A 15509-nucleotide genomic window follows, 5' to 3' on the forward strand; every position below is an offset into this window, starting at 1 on the left:
GCAAGCGCGTCTGGATCCACGCGCACGCCTCCGTCTCCGCCCGGGACGGTGCGATGCGCGCAGCGAGGGCGAGAACCTCGGGGCTCGGGTCGCGCTCGCGTCCCTCGGCGGCGAGCTCCGTGGCCGCCGGCTGGCCTGGTGACGAGAGGTCCGAACACCTCGGGGTACTCCCTGCACGATGCTCAGTTCGGAAGGGGTTGACACGTAGCGACACCTACAGTTCGCTCTACGCCCGGTAGAGGAAGCGCGTGGACCCCCCTAGCCTTGTCGACCTCCATCCGGGCGCCTTGTTTCACCGGCGCTACCGCGTCATCCGCCGCATCAAGGCCGGGAACATGGGCGCAGTCTACGAGGTCACGGACGAGAAGACTCGGAGCCGCCGCGCTCTCAAGGTCATGCTTCCGGACCTGGTCGAGCATCCTGATCTCCGGAGCCGTTTCGAGCTCGAGGCGCAGGTCACGGGTGACATCGAGAGCGAGCACATCGTCCGCATCTCCGATGCGGGGATCGACGAGGCCACCGGGACGCCTTTCCTGGTGATGGACCTGCTTCGAGGCGAGGAGCTCGGAGCGCTTGTTCGGAAGCAGAAGGCGCTGCCGCCGGGTGAGGTCGTGATTTACCTGCAGCAGGTGGCGCGCGCGCTCGACAAGACGCACGCCGCGGGCATCATCCATCGCGATCTCAAGCCCGAGAACATGTTCGTCACCCGCCGTGACGACGATTCACCGTGCGTGAAGATCCTTGATTTTGGCATTGCCAAGGTGGTGGAGCAAAGCCAGAAGGCTCGGACCACCCAGGCGCTCGGCACGCCGCTGTACATGTCGCCCGAGCAGATCCGGGGTGACCGCGAGATCGACCCCCGCGCCGATCTCTACGCGCTGGGCCACATCGCCTACGCGCTCCTCACCGGAGAGCCGTACTGGGCCGAGGAGGCAAACCTTCACGAGGCTATCTTTCCATTTCTGTCGACGGTCCTCGGGGGTGTGGTCGAATCGCCCAGCCACCGCGCCCAGCGCCGGCGCGGCGCTGCGCTGCCGCCTGCATTCGATGCGTGGTTTCAAAAAGCCACGGCGCCGCGTGCCGAGCACCGCTTTGACCGAGCGAGCACCGCGGTCGCCGCGCTGGCGACGGTGCTCGGCGTGAGGACATCGAAGCGGCCGGCATCGTCGCCTGGCGTGTACGAGGCTCCGCGCTCATCGCCGTCCTCGCATGCGCTCGACGATACCGTCCCTGTGGAAGACGCCGTCCAGCGTCCGCCGGAGCAGAGCAGCAAGCGGCCGCTTCCAACGTTGGTCAACGCCGCGCAAAGCGCGCAGGAGCAGAACGGCACGGTGCCGCTCCCCACGCTGGTCAACGCGGCGCAAAGTGCGCAGGAGCAGAACGGCACGGTGCCGCTCCCAACGCTGGTCAACGGCGCGCGGAGCACGCCGGAGCAGAACAGCACGGTGCCACTCCCAACGCTGCACCAAGCGGCACGCCAGCGTCGTCAGGACAGAAGCGCCTTGCTCCCGCCCGGTACCACGCACGCCGCTCGATCCAGGGCATCGAAGGCGCTGCCGCGCGCGCTCGGTGCGTTGCTGACCGGTGGCCTTATATGGCTTGGTATCGCCGTGCTCCGCGATCCCGCTCCGACGAGCTCGTCCGGAGCATCCGGCCCGCCGGCTACGACGACGCTCACCGCTGAAGTGTTCAGCGCGCCGGCAATCGCCGCGGCGGACCAGAGCGCGCCGCTCGCTGCCTCACCGCCAACTGCGACGACACCGCCGTCATCTGCGACGACAGCGCCGTCATCTGCGACCACCAAGCCGTCGTCGCGGCCTCCAACGGAGGCGCAGGCACGTGCGGCACACTCCTCTGACAAGCCCGTGCCCAGTGCCGCACCTACTGAGCGGGGCGACATACCTGAAACCACCTATCCTGCGAAGCCGGACGCGCCGAAGGTGGATGCGTCCCAGAACAAGGACGCAGTGTCCTCTGCTGCGGCCAGCGCAGAGGTAGCGGAGCCAAAGGCCAAAGCGACGCTCAGGGTCGTCATACCGAATCCGGTAGCAGCGTTGCCGGGGCTAAAGATCACACGTGGCGGAGAGCTGCTAGGACGGGATGCGTGGAACAAGTCGCTGCCAATAGCCGTAGGGACGTACACGCTCACGGCGACGGCGGAAGGGAAACAGCCCTGGACGAGGCAGGTCCATATCCATATCGATGGTTTTGATGCATCCATCACGGTCCCCATGTTGCGCGATGCTGAGCCAGTCGCGCTGAAGCCATCCACCTCGCCGTAGCGAAGAACGAGAGAGGAAGCGCTCGCTGAAGCTCAGTATCTTGGCTCTCCGCCTCCAGATCGGTACGCCCCCGGCGGGACCCCGACCTCCCGGCGAAATGCGACGTTGAAGGCCGCCTCGTCGTGGTAGCCCACGGACGACGCCACCTCGGCGAGGGCGAGCCCGGGACGCTCTCGCAGCGTCTCCTTCGCGAGCTCCATGCGCCAGCGCGTCAGGTGGCGGAGGGGGCCCTCTCCCACGTGCTCGCGAAAGGCCAGGGCGAAGCCCGAGCGGCTCATGCCGGCCTCCCGCGCGAGCGAGGCCACGGTCCACGCGCGGGCCGGGGCCTTGTAGAGCGCGTCGAGGGCGCGGGCGACGCGCTCGTCGGCGAGCGCCGCGCGGAAGGAGCCAGGAGGCGCGGGGCGCTCGAGCTCCGCGCGGATGGCCTGCAGGAGGAGCAGCTCCGCGAAGCGCGCGGCCATGACCGGCGCGCCCGGCCGCCGGCCGCTCACCTCGTCGCGAATGCCATCCAGGAGCCGGCCGAGACCGGGCACCGGCTCACCGGCCCCGCCGTCGAGGAGCACAACGGAGGGCAGCGCGCGGAGCAGCAGCGACCGCCCGGCGCCCGCGACGTGCATGGCAGCGCAGAGCACCACCGTCCTTGCGCCCTCGCCGCCCAGCCGGCGCCGCACCGTCTGCGCGCCCGGCCGAGGCGGCGAGAGCCAGCGCTCCTCGTCGACGACGGCCGCCCCCGGCCGGTGCCTCAGGCAGTGGGGGACGCCGTGGGGCAACAGCAGCAGATCGCCCTGGCCGGCGCGGATCTCTCGGCCGCCGAGCTCCAGCCACATCTCGCCTTCGAGGAGGTGGTGGAGCAGGACGACCTCTCGGGGGCCGATACGGGCCCCCCACGGCGCGCCGAGCTCGACGCGGCCGAAGAGGCTGGTCTCGATGCGCACGTGGCGGAGAAGCGCTGTCAGGACATCGGGCATTGGACGATCACAAAAGAGCGCTGGACGCTATCACATGGAGGATCCCCCGGTCCGTCGCCATGGTTCAGCCACCGAGTCACGAGGAGGCAACCATGGACGTTTTCATCACCGGCGCGAGCGGCTTCATCGGATCTGCGGTCGCCCGCGCCCTGGTGGCGCGCGGCCACCGGGTGCGCGGGCTCGCGCGCAGCGACGCGTCGGCAGCGAAGGTGCGGGCCGCCGGCGCGGAGCCGATCTGGGGCAGTTTATCGCAGATCGACGTGCTCGCCCGCGCGGCGGCGGCCGGCGACGGGGTTGTGCACACCGCGGCGACGACAGGAGAGGATCGCCCGGCGACCGACGAGGCGGCGGTCACGGCGATGCTGTCGGCCATGAGCGGCGGCGTCTTCATCACGACGACCGGGGCGCCGCGCGCGCGCTCCTCGCGGGTGCCGGTGCCGGAGGAGGAGAGCGTCAACCCCGGCGGAGCGCTCGAGTGGCTCGTCGCGGCCGAGTCGCGCGTGCTCGGCGCGAAGGCCGTCCGCGGCCTGGTCGTGCGGCCGCCGATCGTCTATGGCGACGGCGGAGGTCCGGTGGCGGGCCTGGTGCACGGCGCGCGCGCCGCCGGGGTGGCGCGTACCATCGACGATGGCGAGAACCGCTGGTCCACCGTCCACGTGCGGGATCTGGCGGTGGCCTACGCGATGCTGCTGGAGTCGGACGCAAGGGGCGTGTTCCATGCCGCCGAGGCGTCACCCGAGCCCATGGCGGCGCTCTTCGCGGCGATAGGCGACGCCGCCGGGGTCCCCGTGGGCTCGTGGAGCCTCGCGGAAGCCGTCGCAGCGCACGGCCCCCTCGCCGGCTTCCTGGCCATGGACGCCGCCCTCGACGCGACGAGGCTGCGCGGCCTGGGCTGGTCCCCGGAGGTCGGCGACGCGCTCGGAGGCATCTGCGGCGCCCTGCGCGACCCGGCGCAGGGGTATCGGACACCCTGAGCCCACCGTAGGTGCCGTGACGGCGACATGAGGAGAGGCGCGCCCTCAAGCATCCTCTCGAATTTTTTCGGAGAAATTCACAGGGAGGCGGGGAGACGGGGAGTTAAAATCCCTTGAATCTCCCCGCCTCCCCGTCTCCCTGTTCAATTTCTCTTTGTCAGGTGTGCCCCACAGCCGCACATCCATCCCCGCCTCACGGCAAAGCGCCGTCGCGCGCGGCGCTCGCCGCCTCCCCTCCTCGCTTGTTGTCGAGGGCGAGCAGCACGAGATAAGAAAGGGCACAGACAACGAGGCTGCCGAACACGAGCATCGGCAGCGAGTAGGCCAGCCGCTCCAGGCCCACCCCCTCGATCAGCTTGCCTGTGAGGGCCGGGAGGACCATGCCGCCGAGGCTGTCGCCGACCAGCACGAGCCCGGTCACGAACGCCGTCATGGGCACGATCTGCCCCGCGAGCGTGAAGCCGCTGGGCCAGAGCGGCGCCATGAAGAGCCCGAGCCCGAGCGCGACACCCCACAGGAGCGCGCTCGTGGGCGGCAGGACCAGCATCATCGCGGACAGCACGAGACAGCCGCCCAGCCCCACAGGGATGACCTGGCGCGGCGTGAAGCGGATCGCCACCGGGATCGAGAGAAGCCTCCCGATCGTGAACGAGAGCCAGAACCCCGAGGTGAGGTACGCGGCCCCGGTCGCCGAGACGACGCCCAGCGTGAGGGCATAGGTGTAAATCCAGCTCCCGAACGAGATCTCCCCGCCGACGTAGGCGAACAGGTACAGCACCGCGACGAGCACCGGAAGGAGGGGCAGCGCGCGATCCGCGCCCTTCGCCGCGGCGTCCTTCCCGGCCTTTTCCTTGGGCTCGGGACAGTGTCGCATCGAGAGCATGCCCAGGGCGACGAGCGCCGAGAAGGCGGCCACCGCCCAGTACGCCGCGTGATAACCGCCCCAGGCGCCCGGGACGCGCGCGACCAGGAGCGGCGACAGGAACGCGCCCAGCCCGAAGCAGAAGTGAAGCCCGTTCATGTAAGGGCTGACCTTCTCCCCGTGCGTCCAGAGGAGCAGCGCGTTCGCGCCCGTGTTGACGAGCCCCTCCGCGAGACCCCGGCAGAACGCCACGATCACGAGCAGCCATAACCACGGCACGGCCGGGATGACAGCGAGGCACGCCGCGGCGATCAGGTGCGCTCCTCCGAGCAGGTTGTGCCCGTGCACGCGATCGAACAGCTTGCCTCCCCAGAGCGTACCGAGCGTGTAACCAACCCCCCCGCCGAGGAACAGCGAGCCCATGTCCCCGACGCTGGAGCCCGTCTGCCGCGCCAGGTCGGGCAGGGTCGGCCCGGTGATCGCCGTGATGAGGCCCAGGCAGATGAAGAGCCCGTAGTAACCGGCCGTCTGGCGCAGCGCCCTGTCGCTCCACCGGCTCGAGACCGGACGCTCCTCAACGGCTGCAGTGCTCATCGCTTCGCTCCTTTTACCCGATGCGGGGACTCATGTGCCGGCCCCGGCGCGGCAGGGGATCCGGGGGGATCGTCGGCGCGCGAGGCGCTGGCCGCGCGCTCCCGCTCGTGCTCGATGCGCCACGACTCGAAGGCCAGGGCCTGGAGCGCGGAGAGGACAAGGACGGAGACGTCGGTGTTGACGTAGAGCCAGATGAACCCGAGCCCGAGGCCGCGCACGAGCAGGGCCACCGCCGCCCCGACGGCGACGTTGCCGCCCCAGAACAGGAGGCACACGCCCACGTAGCGGATCGCGCGCCGGAGCGCGGGCGGGAGGAGCCCGGCGCGCATCCCCCGGCGGCGCCCCGCCGCGTAGACGACGCAGGACGTGGCGGCGACGACGCCCAGGATGTAGAGCGCGTCCGGCACCGCTACACCTCCCCGCGGAGCCGCGAGAGAGCGCGCGCCGCGAGCTCCTGGAGCAGCCGGCCGATCGCCGAGAGGCGCTCCCCCGGCAAGCTCGACGCCGGCGACCCCTCCTGGACGGGCGCGGCGAGGACCTCGAAGCCCGCGCGCTCGAAGAGCCGGCGCGCGCGGGCGATGCGGTGCGCGCCGGTGACGAGCAGGATCCTCCTTGCGCCCCTGGGCAGCAGGAGCTCCGCGCTGCGCTCGGCTTCCACCGCGGTCGTCAGCCCGCGCGGCTCCGTGAGCAGGGCCGACGCGGGGACGCCGAGGCCCTGCGCGAGGCGAGCGCGCGACTCGGCCTCGCTGGCCGGCCCGTTGCGGCTGCCGAGCATCAGCACGAGCGGCGCTCGCCCCTCACGGTGCAGCGCGACGGCCTCGACGGCGCGCCGGAGGGAATCCTCCGGGAGCCGCCCGTCCGGATCGACGTCCGCGCCGAGGGCGACCACCGCGTCGGCCTGCCCTGCGTCGGGCGCCGACGCCATCCAGCGATCGAGCGGCGCCGCGACCGGGGTGAACGCGGCGACGGCGAAGGCCACGAGCCCGATCACGCCGGCCGCGGTGCTCAGGCGGTCCCACGCTCCTTCCATGCGCATGCGTCGGATCCCTGGAGCCGCCCCTACGTGGCGCCCAGGAGCGCGGGCCTCGAGGAGCGCGCGGACAGCCGCCGCGCCTCCAGCTCCTCCGCGACGCCGTGGATGGCGGCCTCGACGCGCTCGAGCGTCTCCTCGCTCATCCGGCCGTGCAGGGGCAGGCAGACCTGGCCCGCGCAGAGCCGGTCCGTGTTCGGGAGGGCGAGGCCCGCGGGCAAGCAGTCCAGCGCGTGCAGGGGCGGGTAGAAGTACCGGCGCGCCTCGACGCCGCGCCGCGCGAAGGCCGCGATGACGTCGTCGATCGGGGCGTCGATCAGCCCGACCCCGAGGTTCTGCCCGTTGGGGTTCACGCCCGGCGGGATGCGCTGGGTGCGGTACACCTGCGGGTGCCGGGACAGGGCCGCGCGCAGCCGGTCGAGGTACGTCCGCCTGCGGGCCAGCGCCTCCGGGAGCCGGCGGAGCGACGAGAGCGCCAGGGCGGCGCGCAGCTCGTCGAGCTTGGCGTTCATCCCCGGGACCGACGCCGAGAGCGGCTGCGCGAGCCCGTGGTTGCGCAGCCGGCGCATCGCCGCGCTCACCTCCCGGTCCGGGGAGACGACCACGCCGCCCTCCGCGGCCACGAGGACCTTGGTGGCGTGCAGCGAGTAGGTCGTCGCGGTGAGGAGCGCCTCGGCCTCGCGGCTCGCCGCCTCGGTGCCCATGCCGTGCGCGTTGTCGTAGATCACGGCCGCGCCCGCGCCGCGGGCCTCGCGCGCGATGGCGGCCAGATCGGGCGGGACGCCGAACACGTTGACCGGCAGGACCAGCGTCGCGCCGCGCTCCGCGAGCAGGCGGCGCAGGTGCCCCGGATCCAGCGTCCAGGTCTCCGGGTCGATGTCGCAGAAGACCGGCTCGAAGCCCGCGTGCACCGCGGCGTTGAGCGTCGCGATGAAGGTGAAGGCGGGGAGGATCGCCCTGCCCCGCCGCACCGCCGCGGCCTCGATGGCGAGGCTGATCGCGACGGCGCCGTTCGAGACGGCCACGGCCTCCTCGACGCCGAGGAACGCCGCGATCGCCCGCTCGAAGCCCTCGGTGAGCGGGCCGCCGTTGCTGAGCCGCCCCGAGCGCAGGACGTCCGCGATCTGCGCCGCGATCGCGTCCGGCTCGTCCACCTGCGGCGAGACCATGGGGATGAAGGGTCGCTGGTCGCTCATGCTTGTCTCTCCGGACGAAGGCGCTGGTGGACGACGCGGCCGATGAACTCCGGGATGCCGAGCAGGTACCGCCGCCAGAGCCGCCGCGGCTCGACCGCCAGGCGGTAGAGCCACTGGACGTGGCTCCGGCGCACCCACTCGGGCGGGTACGCGACGGCGCCCGCCACCTGATCCAGCAGCCCCCCCATACACCAGGTGGCGCGCACCTGGAGCGCCGCGAGGTGCTGGCTCACCCAGAGCTCCTGCTTGGGCGGGCCGAGGCCGACGATGAGCAACGCGGCGCCCGACCCGTTGATCTGCCGGACCACCGCCGCCTCCTCCTCGGGGGCGAAGTACCCGTGGTGAACGCCGGCGATCCGGAGCCCCGGGCGCTCCGCGACCAGGCGGCGCGCGACCTCGTCGGCGATCCCGGGCGCGCCGCCGAGCAGGAAGACCGAGGCCCCGCGCTCGGCGCAGAGGTCCACGATCCGGCCCAGCTCGACCGGGCCCACGTTGATGCGCTCCGGGCACGGCCCGCCCAGCAGGCGCGCCGCCCAGACCACCCCGATGCCGTCGGCGTACACGACGTCGGCCCGGGACACGGAGGCGCGGTACGGCGACTCGCGCGCCGCCAGCGTGGCGCAGTACGCGTTGACGTAGGTGTAGTAGTCGGGCCTTTCGCGCTCCGCCTGCAGGGCCTCGTCCAGGCGGCGCAGCAGCTGCTCGAAGGAGAGCCGCGTGACGGGGACGCCGAGGACGTCGACCCGGGGCGCGCTCGAGGGCGGAGCCACGATCATGCCTCTCCCCTCGCCGGCTCCACCTTGTCCTGCGCGCTGATGAACGCGCGGGGATCGCTGACCGGGGCGCGATCGAGGACGGGCCGCGCCTCGTCGGTGCCGAACATCGCGACGTAGTCGCCGTGGAACCCGTCGCAGATGTCGCGGAGCGCGCAGCGCTGGCACCCCGCGCCCTTCTGGTAGCCGTTGTGCTCGACGCGGTTCAGCGCGTCGTGGCGGTAGGCCGCGTCGCGATCCCCGCGGCGGCGGAGGAGCCGGTAGGACAGCCCTTCCAGCTTCCTCATCACAGGGCCGAGCCGCGGGTCCGTGTCGGCGCGGAGCATCCGGCCCCGGAGGTCGATCGCGTCCGCCAGGCGGAGGAGCGGCTGCCGGAGCCGGCCGAGGCGCGGCCGCGCGCCGAGCGGGACGGGCGGCGACACCGCGCCGGCCCGCATCCGCTGCGGGCCCTTGTTGGTCCAGGTCCAGCTCGCGAAATCCCACTCGTGCGGGTCGTACGAGAGCTGCTGGTAGTTGTACACCGACGGCCAGTGGCGCTCGGGGACGATGCAGTGGGGCAGGTACCGGACGTTCGCCTCCACGCCGGCCTGCGCGAGCACGTCCAGGGCCTCGTCGAGCGGGCCCCGCAGGTCGCCATAGCGAGGCACGTTCTCCGCGGTGCGGGCGCCCTCCTTGCGCTGATCCGCGAACGGGTTGAAGGCGAGGAAATTGACGGCGCGCGCCCCCAGCTCCACCGAGAGCCTCGCGATCGCCGGGAGCTGCGGCACCGCGAGCTTCGACATCACGCAGTTCACGCGGAACGGCACGTCGAGCGCGATGAGGTGGTTCAGCGCGCGCATCTGGCGCACGTGCGCGCCGCTCACGCCCACGGCCACGTCGTGCGCCTTCCCGAGCCCCTGGACGCTGACAAGGAAGTCGGCGACGCCGGAGTCCTTGAACTGCTGCGCCTTGTCGCGCTTGTCGAGCACCAGCGCGTTCGTGATGAGCGTCGGCGCGAGGCCGATCCCGGCGCAGTACCGGATCAGCGCATGGATGTCGCGCCAGATGGTCGGCTCGCCGCCCTGGATGTCGATCGCGTTGTTCCCGTAGAACTCGACGAGGGTCCGGCAGATCTCCTGCGCCTTCTCCAGCGACATGAACGGGTGCTCGGGGTGCTCCTTGTCCTCGATCCGATCGAGGAAGTAGCAGAAGTGGCAGCGCAGGTTGCACGTCTGCCCGAGCCACAGCACGCCCCGGCGCGTGAGCTCCCGGGTCCGGCCGTGGGGCCGCGGCGAGGCGGCCGGGCGCGCGGCCGGCACCGCCAGGGCGAGGGCCCGCTCGAGCAGGATCTCCGGCGGCTCGATGTCCGCCGAGACCAGCGACTCCTTTCGCCTGAGCTGCACCAACGAAACGTTGCCATCCGTGCTGGTCTTCACGTGGTCCTCTCCTGACTTGGATCCTTCACGCGCGGCGCGGCGCCCCGCCGCTCCACGTGATCGCCGACGGGAAGTTGAACCGCACCGCGATCGGGGCGATAGGGGAGCGGCATGCGCGCGCGGCGACCTCCGGTGAAGGATCTCCTCCATCCATGACGTCGTCGGCGCTCCGCGAGGACGCCCCGCCGCCGGCGAGGCGAAGCGTCTCGGGCAGCATGGCGCTGAAGACCGCGAGCGATCTCGTCTCGCGCGGCGTCCGCATGCTCCTCGCCGTCGTCGCCGCGCGGCTCCTGGGGCCCGCGGGCTTCGGCGACTACAGCTACGCCTTCGCCGTGGGCTTCCTGCTCGGCGAGCTCGCGGACCTCGGCCTGCACCTGTTCATCGCGCGCGAGGTGGCCCGCGATCCCGGCGCTCCCATCGGCCCGCTCGTGCGCCTCAAGCTCGCCGTGACCCTGGCCGCCGGCGCCGCCGGCCTCGTGGTCGGCCTCCTCGCGGGCGCGGCCTCGCCACGCCGGACGCTCGTGTGGCTGCTGACGGCCGCCTGGCTGATGGCCTCGTTCGTCGAGATGCTCAACCAGGTGTTCCGCGGGCACCAGCGGATGGAGCGCGAGGTGCTGGTGGCGGTCACCATGGCGGTCACGTCCTTCGGGCTGGGGACGGGCGCGCTGCTCTCGGGGCTCGGCGCGCTCGGCCTGGCGTGGGGCCTCGTCGCGGGCCACCTGGTCGCCCTCGCGCTGGCCCTGGCCCTCGCCGCCCAGCTCCTCGAGCGCCGGCAGTGGTCCAGCCAGGGCGCGGCGCTGCCGCAGGGCTTCCTCCGTGAGGCCGGGCCGCTCGCGGTGGTGATGGTCGCCAGCCCCCTCTACTTCCAGCTCGATCTCCTGATGCTGGGCTGGATGAGCACCCCCCACGCGGTCGGCGACATGAGCGCGGTCCAGCGCATGATCGGCGGCGCCATGATGCTGCCGGGCGTCGTGCGCGCGGCCGTCTTCCCCGCCTTCGTCGCCAGCCGCTCCGCGAGCGCCCGCAGGCGCCTCGCCACGCTCACCTTCGTCGGGCTCATGGCCGCGGGCGCGCTCATGAGCGCCGTCGTGTGGTGGATGGGCGGGCCGCTCGTCCGGCTCGTGTTCGGCCCCGACTACGCGAGCGCCGTGCTGCCGCTGCAGCTCCTGACCACGGCGCTCGTGTGGATGGTGCCGGAGCTCGCCATCGGCCCGATGCTCTTCGCCGCGGGCCAGCAGCGCCCGTACGCGGCCCTCTGGACGGCCACCGTGCTCCTCATCGCGGCCGGCGACCTGTGGGCGGTGCCCGCGCACGGCGCCGCCGGCGCCGCCGCGGTGAAGCTCGTCGTCACGCTCGGCCTGGTGGCCGGCGAGGTGCTCGTCCTCTTTCGCGTCAGGGACCACCTCGGGGCCTCCTGAGCGGCCGGGGAGCGGTCCTTTCACGGGGTCGTCGATCACCCGGCGCACGGCGTCAGTAGCTCCCCACGCCGAAGAGCATGCGCAGCGGCGTGACCGCCATGATCTTCAGGTCGCCCCAGAAGCTGGCGTTGGTCAGGTAGTAGATGTCGAGGATGACGCTCTGGTCGAAGGTCACCTGGTTGCGCGCCACGACCTGCCACAGGCCGGTGATCCCGGGCCGGCCTTCGGTCCGGAGGCGGTGCCACGGCTTGAGCGCGTCGAACTCCGCCATCGGGTAGGGCCTCGGCCCCACCAGGGCCATGTCGCCCGTGAGGACGTGGAGGAGCTGGGGGATCTCGTCGAGGCACAGCCAGCGCAGGACGCCGCCCAGCCGCGTGACGCGCGGATCCCTCGGGTCCTTGGGGATGACGACCCCGTCGTCGCGCACGAAGCCGGGGATCTCGCCGCGGATGACCGAGAGCCGCGCGGCGTCGCCCCTGTCCTCGCCGTCCCGGCGCTGCGTCCGCATCGTCCGGTACTTGAAGAACCGGAACGGCTTCCCGCGCAGCCCCGCGCGCGGGGCGATGTGGAACGGCCCGCCCGGGGACTCGAGGTGGATCAGGAGCGCGATCGTCAGCCACAGCGGCGCGCCCCCGAGCAGCACCGACAGGGCCACGAGCGTCTCGACGGCCCGGGTGGCCGCGGCGTCGAGGCCACCCCGCTCGCCCGAGCCGAACCGGACCACCGGGAGCCCCTCCGCGGTCCGCTCGGACAGGCCGAGGCGCGCCGCGAGCCACTCGAGGTCCCGCGAGGCGATCGCGACGGCCTGCGCCCGCTCGCGCGCCTGCCGCAGCACCTCCCCGACCGCGTCGAGGCCCTCGACGACGACGGGGGCGCCCAGATCCAGCGGAGGAGGCGGCGCTGTTGCACCTTGAGGGAAGGACGTCGTTGCACAGGTCAAGAAAACCTCCTGGTGGTCTCCGGTCCGGCGTCGCGGCGGTTCCCCCGCCCTGCCGTCTCGCCTCAGCCCTCTCTCAGCTGCTCCCCGAACGCCCGGCGCGTCCGCCACCGCGCCCACGCCGGAAAGAGCTCTCCCACCACGCTGCGGAGGCGGAGCCGCAGCGGAGCGCCGCCCTGCGCCCGCGGCGCGCGCCAGAGCGCGGCCACGCTCTCGGCGACCCGCTCCACCGGGACGCCGCCGTCGTGCGGCCGGGACACCGAGCCCCGGCGCCGCCGCTCGTCCTCGTGCAGGCCCGTGTCCACCCAGCCGGGGTGCACCTGGGAGACCCGGATCCCCCGGGGCGCGAGCTCGAGATCGAGCGCGTCGCTGAGGCCACGGACGGCGAACTTCGTGGCGCAGTAGACGCTCTTCATGGGCACGGCGCGGAACGAGACCTCGGAGCCGACGTTGATGATGTGGCCGCCGCCGTCCCCCATCGCCTGCGCCGCGTGCCGGCATCCGAGGATGACGCCGAGCAGGTTGGTGCGGACGATCGCCTCGACGTCCTCGAGCGCCATCTCGTCGAGGCGCCCGTAGCCCTCCCGGGCGGCGTTGTTGACGACGACGTCGAGCCCGCCGAGGAACGCACGCGCCGCGCCGAAGAAGGCGCGCTGGGAGGCGTCGTCGCCGACGTCCACCGTGCCCGTGCCGAGCCGGCCAGCGTTTTCGGGCGCGGCGCCCTGCTGCAACGCGAGGAGCGCGCGCTCGTCCCGCGCGCCGGCGAACACCCGGTGCCCCTCCGCGAGCGCGCGCGCGACGATGGCCCGCCCGATCCCGCGCGAGCCGCCGAGCACGACGATGGCGAGCGTCCGCTCAGGCACGCGCGACCCGCGCCAGCAGCTCGCGCCCCAGGCTGCGCGCGAGGAGCTGCTCGCTGCTCACGAGGTGCTGCTGGTTGAGCCACGGCGCCGCGCAGGCGAAGCAGCCGTGATCGCGCAGGTGCTCCCACGCGGCCCGGACGCCGACCTCGAGCACGCTCTTGGCGGGGAAGTCCGCGAGCCGCTGGTTGCACGGGTACATGCGGCCGTCGCCGTCGATGAAGGCGTAGTACCGGCCCGCGCTGCACGGCAGGTACTCGAAATGCTCCCGCCGCTCCTCCCGGGTGACGCGATCCCCCTCGTGGTGTTTCCACCAGCGCGCCATGTTCTCCCAGACGCGCTCGCGGAAGACCATCGGCGCCCCCCGGCGCTTGTGATCGAGCAGCGCGTCCGCCAGGGCCTGCCGCTCGCCCGCGTCGAGGGAGTTGTCGCCGTGCATGCGCAGCTGCCGATCGGACTGCGGGGCGTAGGTCATGACGACCTCGAGCCGCGCGCCGAAGCGGCCCGCCAGCTCGAGGAGCCAGGGCACCTGGTCCTTGTTCCGGCGGTTCAGCACCGCCTTCACGATGCGCGGAATGCCGCGCGCCTGGCACGCCTCGAGCGCCGTCATGGCCACGGCGAAGGTCCCCTGACCGCGGTTCAGATCGTTAATCGGCTCCGGACCGTCGACGCTCACGACGATCGAGCTCAGGCTGGCGAGCTCGTCCACACGCTCCTTGACCCGGAATCCGCTGGTGACCATTCCCACCGAGATCCCTCGGCTCACCGCCCGCTCGACGATGCGGCCGATGGATTTGTGCAGCATCGGCTCGCCGCCCGTGAGCGTCAGGACCGCCGTCCCCAGCGCCGCCGCCTCGTCCACGATCGCGAACAGCTGCTCGACCTTGAGCTGTCCGATGTCGTCGTGCCGGTGGTGGTAGTCGCCGTAGCAGTACTCGCAGCTCAGATGACATCGATTGGTAACACACACATCCACCCAGATTGGACGCGCTTCGCGGGCGAGCTTTGCGCGGACGAGCGAGCCCAGGTAACGAGGTGAGCGGTGCACGCGCTGCATGATAAAGAACTCGCCTCCAGATGTCATCCGGTCTTTGTAATATCTATTTCCTATGGTAAGGAGATTTCGACCAATCACGGCGCCACGGCCCAGAGCTTTACCGAACAGCGCGTCAAGGAGGTATTTTTCCGATGAGTGCGAGCAAGCGAATCCTGGTCACGGGTGGGGCTGGTTTCCTCGGGTCGCACCTCTGCGCGCGGCTCCTGGCCGACGGGCACCACGTGATCTGCGTCGACAGCATGGTGACGGGGCGTGACGAGAACCTCGGGCCGCTGCTGAAGAACCCGCGGTTCGAGCTGCACCGCTGCGACGTGAGCGAGCCGCTCCGCTTCGAGGTCGACCAGATCTACAACATGGCCTGCGCGGCGTCGCCCGTGAAGTACCGGGCTGATCCGGTGCACACGCTCAACACGAACGTGTTCGGCGCGATCAACGTCCTCCGCCTGGCGCAGGAGCTGGGGGCCCGGGTCCTGCAGGCCTCCACCTCCGAGGTCTACGGCGACGCGCTCGTCCACCCTCAGCACGAGGACTACTGGGGGAACGTCAACCCCATCGGGCCTCGGGCCTGTTACGACGAGAGCAAGCGGGTCGCGGAGACGTACTTCTGGGAGTACCGCCAGACCCGCAACGTCGATACCGTCATCGTGCGCATTTTCAATACCTACGGCCCGAACATGGACCGGAACGACGGCCGGGTCATCGCCAACTTCGTTGTGAAGGCGCTGCGCGGCGAGGCGCTGGAGCTGTACGGCGGAGGCCACCGCACGCGCTCGTTCTGCTTCGTCAGCGACCTCATCGAGGGGCTGGTTCGCGTGATGAACGCCAAGGACCTGACCGGACCGGTCAACCTCGGGAATCCGGCCGAGACGAGGATGCAGGACCTCGCCGAGCTCATCATCCGCAAGACCGGCGGGCGCGCGAAGCTGACGATGACCGATGCCCTCATCGACGATCCCCATCGGCGCAGGCCCGACATCTCCCGGGCCACCGAGCTGCTCGGCTGGCGTCCTCTGGTGGATCTCGACTCGGGCCTCGATCGGACGATCGACTGGTTCCGCCCGCGCGTCTGACGCCCGGCGGTGCTGGCGCGTCCCCTCGAATTTTCCGGGGGAAAAGTTCACAGGGAGGCGGGGAGGCGGGGAG

The 15509-nt window shown here is 71.8% G+C and carries 14 protein-coding genes; 4 read left to right on the plus strand and 10 right to left on the minus strand.

Annotation, left to right across the window (positions count from 1 at the left end):
- Nucleotides 1-248: 248 nt before the first annotated feature.
- On the plus strand, nucleotides 249-2282 hold the full coding sequence (locus WME95_RS36175; protein ID WP_437903878.1) for a protein kinase domain-containing protein: 2034 nt from the start codon (nucleotides 249-251) through the stop codon (nucleotides 2280-2282).
- A gap of 32 nt (nucleotides 2283-2314) precedes the next feature.
- Here the strand turns inward: WME95_RS36175 and WME95_RS36180 are convergent, their stop codons facing one another.
- The gene (locus WME95_RS36180) at nucleotides 2315-3250 is read right to left on the minus strand and encodes an AraC family transcriptional regulator (RefSeq protein WP_437903879.1); all 936 of its coding nucleotides are present in this window, start codon (nucleotides 3248-3250) and stop codon (nucleotides 2315-2317) included.
- A gap of 92 nt (nucleotides 3251-3342) precedes the next feature.
- On the opposite strand from WME95_RS36180, the gene WME95_RS36185 reads away from it, so the two are divergent.
- Nucleotides 3343-4224 carry an NAD-dependent epimerase/dehydratase family protein gene (locus WME95_RS36185; protein ID WP_437903880.1) on the plus strand — a complete coding sequence of 294 codons (882 nt, stop codon included), beginning with the start codon at nucleotides 3343-3345 and terminating at the stop codon, nucleotides 4222-4224.
- Nucleotides 4225-4417: 193 nt separating this feature from the next.
- On the opposite strand, the gene WME95_RS36190 is transcribed toward WME95_RS36185, so the two are convergent.
- Genes WME95_RS36190 through WME95_RS36215 form a run of 6 tightly spaced genes read right to left on the minus strand, consistent with a single transcriptional unit; the run spans nucleotide 4418 to nucleotide 10094 of the window.
- On the minus strand, nucleotides 4418-5680 hold the full coding sequence (locus WME95_RS36190) for an MFS transporter (RefSeq protein WP_437903881.1): 1263 nt from the start codon (nucleotides 5678-5680) through the stop codon (nucleotides 4418-4420).
- Nucleotides 5677-6087 (minus strand): hypothetical protein, encoded by a 411-nt coding sequence (locus WME95_RS36195; RefSeq protein ID WP_437903882.1) that lies wholly within the window; start codon nucleotides 6085-6087, stop codon nucleotides 5677-5679. The genes WME95_RS36190 and WME95_RS36195 overlap by 4 nt, the downstream gene beginning before the upstream one ends.
- A gap of 2 nt (nucleotides 6088-6089) precedes the next feature.
- Complete coding sequence (locus tag WME95_RS36200) at nucleotides 6090-6716, minus strand: YdcF family protein (RefSeq protein ID WP_437903884.1); 627 nt, start codon at nucleotides 6714-6716, stop codon at nucleotides 6090-6092.
- Nucleotides 6717-6739: 23 nt separating this feature from the next.
- The gene (locus WME95_RS36205; protein ID WP_437903885.1) at nucleotides 6740-7906 is read right to left on the minus strand and encodes a DegT/DnrJ/EryC1/StrS family aminotransferase; all 1167 of its coding nucleotides are present in this window, start codon (nucleotides 7904-7906) and stop codon (nucleotides 6740-6742) included.
- Nucleotides 7903-8682: a WecB/TagA/CpsF family glycosyltransferase gene (locus WME95_RS36210; RefSeq protein ID WP_437903886.1), complete on the minus strand. Its 780-nt coding sequence runs from the start codon at nucleotides 8680-8682 to the stop codon at nucleotides 7903-7905. The genes WME95_RS36205 and WME95_RS36210 overlap by 4 nt, the downstream gene beginning before the upstream one ends.
- Nucleotides 8679-10094: a radical SAM protein gene (locus tag WME95_RS36215; RefSeq protein ID WP_437903887.1), complete on the minus strand. Its 1416-nt coding sequence runs from the start codon at nucleotides 10092-10094 to the stop codon at nucleotides 8679-8681. Before WME95_RS36215 ends, WME95_RS36210 begins: the two co-directional genes overlap by 4 nt.
- Nucleotides 10095-10246: 152 nt before the next feature.
- Between WME95_RS36215 and WME95_RS36220 the strand changes: the two genes are divergently transcribed.
- Nucleotides 10247-11512 carry an oligosaccharide flippase family protein gene (locus WME95_RS36220; RefSeq protein WP_437903889.1) on the plus strand — a complete coding sequence of 422 codons (1266 nt, stop codon included), beginning with the start codon at nucleotides 10247-10249 and terminating at the stop codon, nucleotides 11510-11512.
- Nucleotides 11513-11564: 52 nt separating this feature from the next.
- Here the strand turns inward: WME95_RS36220 and WME95_RS36225 are convergent, their stop codons facing one another.
- The 3 genes from WME95_RS36225 to WME95_RS36235 all read right to left on the minus strand — a co-directional run bounded on the left by WME95_RS36225 (nucleotide 11565) and on the right by WME95_RS36235 (nucleotide 14357).
- Nucleotides 11565-12452 (minus strand): sugar transferase, encoded by an 888-nt coding sequence (locus WME95_RS36225; protein WP_437903890.1) that lies wholly within the window; start codon nucleotides 12450-12452, stop codon nucleotides 11565-11567.
- 62 nt (nucleotides 12453-12514) lie between these two features.
- The gene (locus tag WME95_RS36230; RefSeq protein WP_437903891.1) at nucleotides 12515-13312 is read right to left on the minus strand and encodes an SDR family NAD(P)-dependent oxidoreductase; all 798 of its coding nucleotides are present in this window, start codon (nucleotides 13310-13312) and stop codon (nucleotides 12515-12517) included.
- Entirely contained in the window at nucleotides 13305-14357 is a 1053-nt protein-coding gene (locus tag WME95_RS36235) for a radical SAM protein (RefSeq protein WP_437903892.1), read from the minus strand. The genes WME95_RS36230 and WME95_RS36235 overlap by 8 nt, the downstream gene beginning before the upstream one ends.
- A gap of 140 nt (nucleotides 14358-14497) precedes the next feature.
- Here WME95_RS36235 and WME95_RS36240 point away from each other — a divergent pair, with 140 nt between their 5' ends.
- Nucleotides 14498-15436: a UDP-glucuronic acid decarboxylase family protein gene (locus tag WME95_RS36240; protein ID WP_437544270.1), complete on the plus strand. Its 939-nt coding sequence runs from the start codon at nucleotides 14498-14500 to the stop codon at nucleotides 15434-15436.
- Nucleotides 15437-15509 lie beyond the last annotated feature (73 nt).

The organism is Sorangium sp. So ce327 (genome assembly GCF_051530205.1).
GTDB classification, from domain to species: domain Bacteria; phylum Myxococcota_A; class Polyangia; order Polyangiales; family Polyangiaceae; genus Sorangium; species Sorangium cellulosum_B.